Source organism: Thermoplasmataceae archaeon, assembly GCA_038729425.1.
Taxonomy (GTDB): Archaea; Thermoplasmatota; Thermoplasmata; order Thermoplasmatales; family Thermoplasmataceae; genus B-DKE.
The window spans coordinates 3,060-6,760 of record JAVYSB010000003.1; the positions used below are offsets into that span (position 1 = coordinate 3,060).

Annotated in this window: 3 protein-coding genes; 1 reads left to right on the forward strand and 2 read right to left on the reverse strand. The window is 47.3% G+C overall.

What is annotated here, in order from left to right:
- Nucleotides 1-1,309 (forward strand): thiamine pyrophosphate-dependent enzyme (locus tag QW597_03340; protein MEM0155619.1); only part of this gene is annotated, 1,309 nt, incomplete at its 5' end.
- On the opposite strand, the gene amrA is transcribed toward QW597_03340, so the two are convergent.
- Both amrA and hemG read right to left on the reverse strand, forming a co-directional pair.
- Nucleotides 1,304-1,888, reverse strand: a complete 585-nt coding sequence (amrA, locus tag QW597_03345) for an AmmeMemoRadiSam system protein A (GenBank protein ID MEM0155620.1) — start codon at nucleotides 1,886-1,888, stop codon at nucleotides 1,304-1,306. The two genes, QW597_03340 and amrA, sit on opposite strands and share 6 nt — an antisense overlap.
- A 196-nt stretch (nucleotides 1,889-2,084) precedes the next feature.
- Nucleotides 2,085-3,530: a protoporphyrinogen oxidase gene (gene hemG, locus QW597_03350; GenBank protein MEM0155621.1), complete on the reverse strand. Its 1,446-nt coding sequence runs from the start codon at nucleotides 3,528-3,530 to the stop codon at nucleotides 2,085-2,087.
- Nucleotides 3,531-3,701 lie beyond the last annotated feature (171 nt).

A 3,701-nucleotide genomic window follows, 5' to 3' on the forward strand; every position in this document is an offset into this window, starting at 1 on the left:
TCACACTGCCAGACTGAACAGGTCACCTATTATAATAACAGCTGGACAACAGGACATGAGGCACACATTCTACGATCCCTTGCTTTACCACAACCTGCTTTCTCTTATTGGAGATGCCGTGAAGTACAAGTTTGAAGTATCGCAGGCATCTGATATTGGGCCAGCCCTCGCGAGGGCAAGGTCAGTTGCAATGACACCTCCCATGGGACCTGTCTTTCTCTCTTTCCCTATGAATGTAATGGATCAGGAATCCGATAATCCTGGCGTTGTTAGGCACGATCCCAATACCGGAATCATTGACAATAATGCGGTGAAAGAGATCGTTGAAAGGATAAACGCATCGTCAAACCCTGCGGTGGTCTTCGGTTATGAGACTGACGTTTATGGTGCATTTGAGGAAGCACGCCAATTTTCGCATGCTTTAGGATGCCCGGTATACGGGGAGCCGCTGGCAAACAGAGGCGTGTACTATTCATCAGATGAGTCCTATGCAGGTGATCTTCTCCCTGCTACTACGCTTATAAACCTAAAGCTGCTGAAGCATGACCTCATACTGTTTGTAGGGGCTGACATCACGCTGTACCCATACCTCCCATCACCGCTGCTTCACGGTAAGGAGGTAATATTTGTAGGCATGGATATCACCAATAAGATCGGCAAGTCCTATACCATGAACCCCAGGGAATTCCTTGCTGCAGCTACTCCAATGGTTTCGAGGAAAGGAAATTTCAGGAGACCAGAAGATTACTTCTTCGCAACAGAGGTTGCAAGGGAAAGAAAAACCATGGGGCTGAACTTTGTCCTTTCAAGAACAAAAAAGGTATTTGACAATTATACCATTGTAGATGAGGCTATTTCCGCTTCGCCGGTCGTAAGATCCGTTATGGGGTATTCCCCAATGAGCTATTTCTCTGCCAGGAGTGGCCAGCTTGGCTGGGGCATCCCTGCCGCCATGGGGATATGCACAGTCCGCGGCAATACTCTTCTTATAGTAGGCGATGGTTCCTTCATGTACACCATCCAGAGCCTGTGGACAGCAAAACGTTATGATATACCGCTGAAAATTCTGGTCCTGAACAATGAGGGTTACAATATCCTGAAAAGCTATTCCAAGAGCTATTATCCGGGAATGGAGAACTCAGATTTCTTTACCCTGAACCTCGACATTCTCTCCGTGGCAAGGGGTTTTGGAATAGAGGCTAAGGTCGCTGACCCCGAACTGAACGAGTTGGGGTGGCTCAAGGAAGGAAACAAGGTCAGAATACTAGTCGTAAATGTGAACAGCGAGATACCAAAACTGTTTCTATGAGGGCTCCGGGAAAACCCGGCCAAGGAACCTGTAGACTCTTGTATTGGGATCTTTCCAGCAGTTTTTTCCCAAGCCCGCTTTTATGCATGTCTGTTCAAGGAACTCCTTCGGTGAGAGATGGAATTCTTCCATGACCTGTGGTAGAAGGAGTCCGCTATAAAGGCCATTGGTTACTTCAAGACCGTGACTGCCCCTTGTGATGAGAACGTCAAGATTTGTTTTTTCGTTGATCCTAATCTCCTCCGTATCACTCAACACGGTAACTTCATATTCGAGACCAGCCAGTTCGGGCTCTGTTACAGGTGGAAACCTCGGGTCTTCAGTGGCCGCATAAACAGCCGCTTTCTGGGTTCCAACATAGAGAGGGTAGATTGCCTGAACAAACCCTATGCAACCTCTCAGTTCCCCGTTCGCATTTATGGTAACAAAAACTCCTGCATGCCGCCTCAATGATGGATCGATCCTTCTGACTTCTGGGACCTTGACCCGTTTCACCGTCTCTTCAACAGCTTCTCTTGCGATTTTCAATAGAGTTTCTCCATCTTCTGGCAGGATCGAGTAAACCTCTTCGATTTTCATGATCTGTCATATTACAATGAACAAGGTGGTATAATAGTTGATCCCACCTGAAAGCTTATCATAACGCATTGAGGAGTGTTCGTGACACCTGTTTACGACATGGAATAGACCGATGGATCCCGCAATTCTACCGGATTTCCCATAAATTTCCAGTTTATTTCTCAGTAGAAATTTTACTGGGAAGACTCCATATCTTCTATTTCCGCATCTCTGATAGCCTGTAGTCCATAATTTCTTTCGCTGTTAGATATGCGTCATGGATGCAGTCTGGCAGGCCCACACCGTGATAAGCTGATCCGGTAAAGTAAAGTCCCGGGTGGTCCAAGAGAAGTTTGTTGATCTGGCTCATGCGATCAATGTGACCAACAGTGTATTGCGGCAGAGCATTTTCCCATCTGAAAACCTTCGTAAACTTTGGCCGTGCACTGATCCCCGCAGTTCTTCCGAGGAAATCCAAGACACTCTTCGTAAGGGATGCGTCGTCCATTTTCCTGAATTCCTCGTGCCCGAACCATCCAACATAACATCTGGCAAGCAGCGTGTCGCCCGGCGCATGGATCGGCCACTTAAGGGATTCCCATGTACATCCGGTAACAATTTCATCCTCGGTTCTGGGAACTAGAAAACCATGTCCCTTTACTCCAGTTGCACTTTCAATATCCGTTTTCCTGTAAGCAACTGAAACAACTGCCGTTGATACATACGGAATGGTGTCCAGGATAGTTGAAATTCTGCTGTCCATTCCGATCAAAATCGAGGACGCCGCGTACGCAGGAACGCTCAGCACAACGGCGTCAGCATCCATATGCTCTCCATCGACAAGTGAAATCCTGAACTTTCTTGCAGCGGCCCGCTTCGATTCTATTATGCCCTGCACTGTGGTGTCAAGTAATATCTTAGTACTTTTGAGATTCTTTTGGATGGAATCAGTCAGCTGCTCCATTCCCCCCTTCAGCGATACAAAGGTTATTCTACGGCTATTCCGGTTTCCTGTGCTGCCTCCTGATCCGGACTTTTTCTTCATTCTGCTCATGGCACGAATTAAGCTTCCATGTTCCGATTCCAGCGCGACCAGCGATTGAAGGCTGCTTCTTACACTGAGGTGGTTTACGTCCCCGGCATAAATGCCGGCATAAAGTGGTTCAACTATCTTTACCAGAAACTCTTTTCCGAATCTGCGGCCCATGAAAGAGCCGATTGACTCGTCCTCCTGACCACTCTTCCTGGGAATGACCAGATCCATCAACGCCCTGAACTTCCCGCCAAAGGAGATTAGATCCGTAGATACAAATGGCCTCAATTTGGTCGGCATACCTGACTCTGTTCCTTCTGGAAGCCTCGAAAGCTTTCCACTGTTGAGGATGAACGTACCCTTGGTTGCCGCGTTGGCTTCCGTCAGATCGCCAGACAGTCCGAGATCGCTGCACAGTTCCAGTGCCCACGGCTTCTGGGTGAAAAAGGAGTCGGGACCGGCGTCTATAATAAGCCCATTTTCCGTACGGGTCAGCACCTTCCCTCCCAGCCTATTTCCTGACTCAAGTAGGCTGACATGAATTTCGATGCCAGATTCTTTGGAAAGTTTTTCTAGATAATAGCATGTGGAAAGACCAGAAATCCCCCCACCGATAACTGCGATCTCCACAGGTTCCAATTATGTCACCAGTCTCCTGTTATTGCGATGCAATTCAATTCATTTTCGTTCTTTCACCCACGGTTGGCATATATCAACAATAATCTCTTACTTTTCACTGAAGAACTGCTTTAATAAACCCTGGGTCACAAATGAAAGGATATTTATTCCTTTTCGCCTTAT

Bases quoted from the DNA above. Each gene is read 5' to 3' on its own strand.
- amrA (MEM0155620.1), bottom strand. From the start codon at position 1,888: ATGAAAATCGAAGAGGTTTACTCGATCCTGCCAGAAGATGGAGAAACT.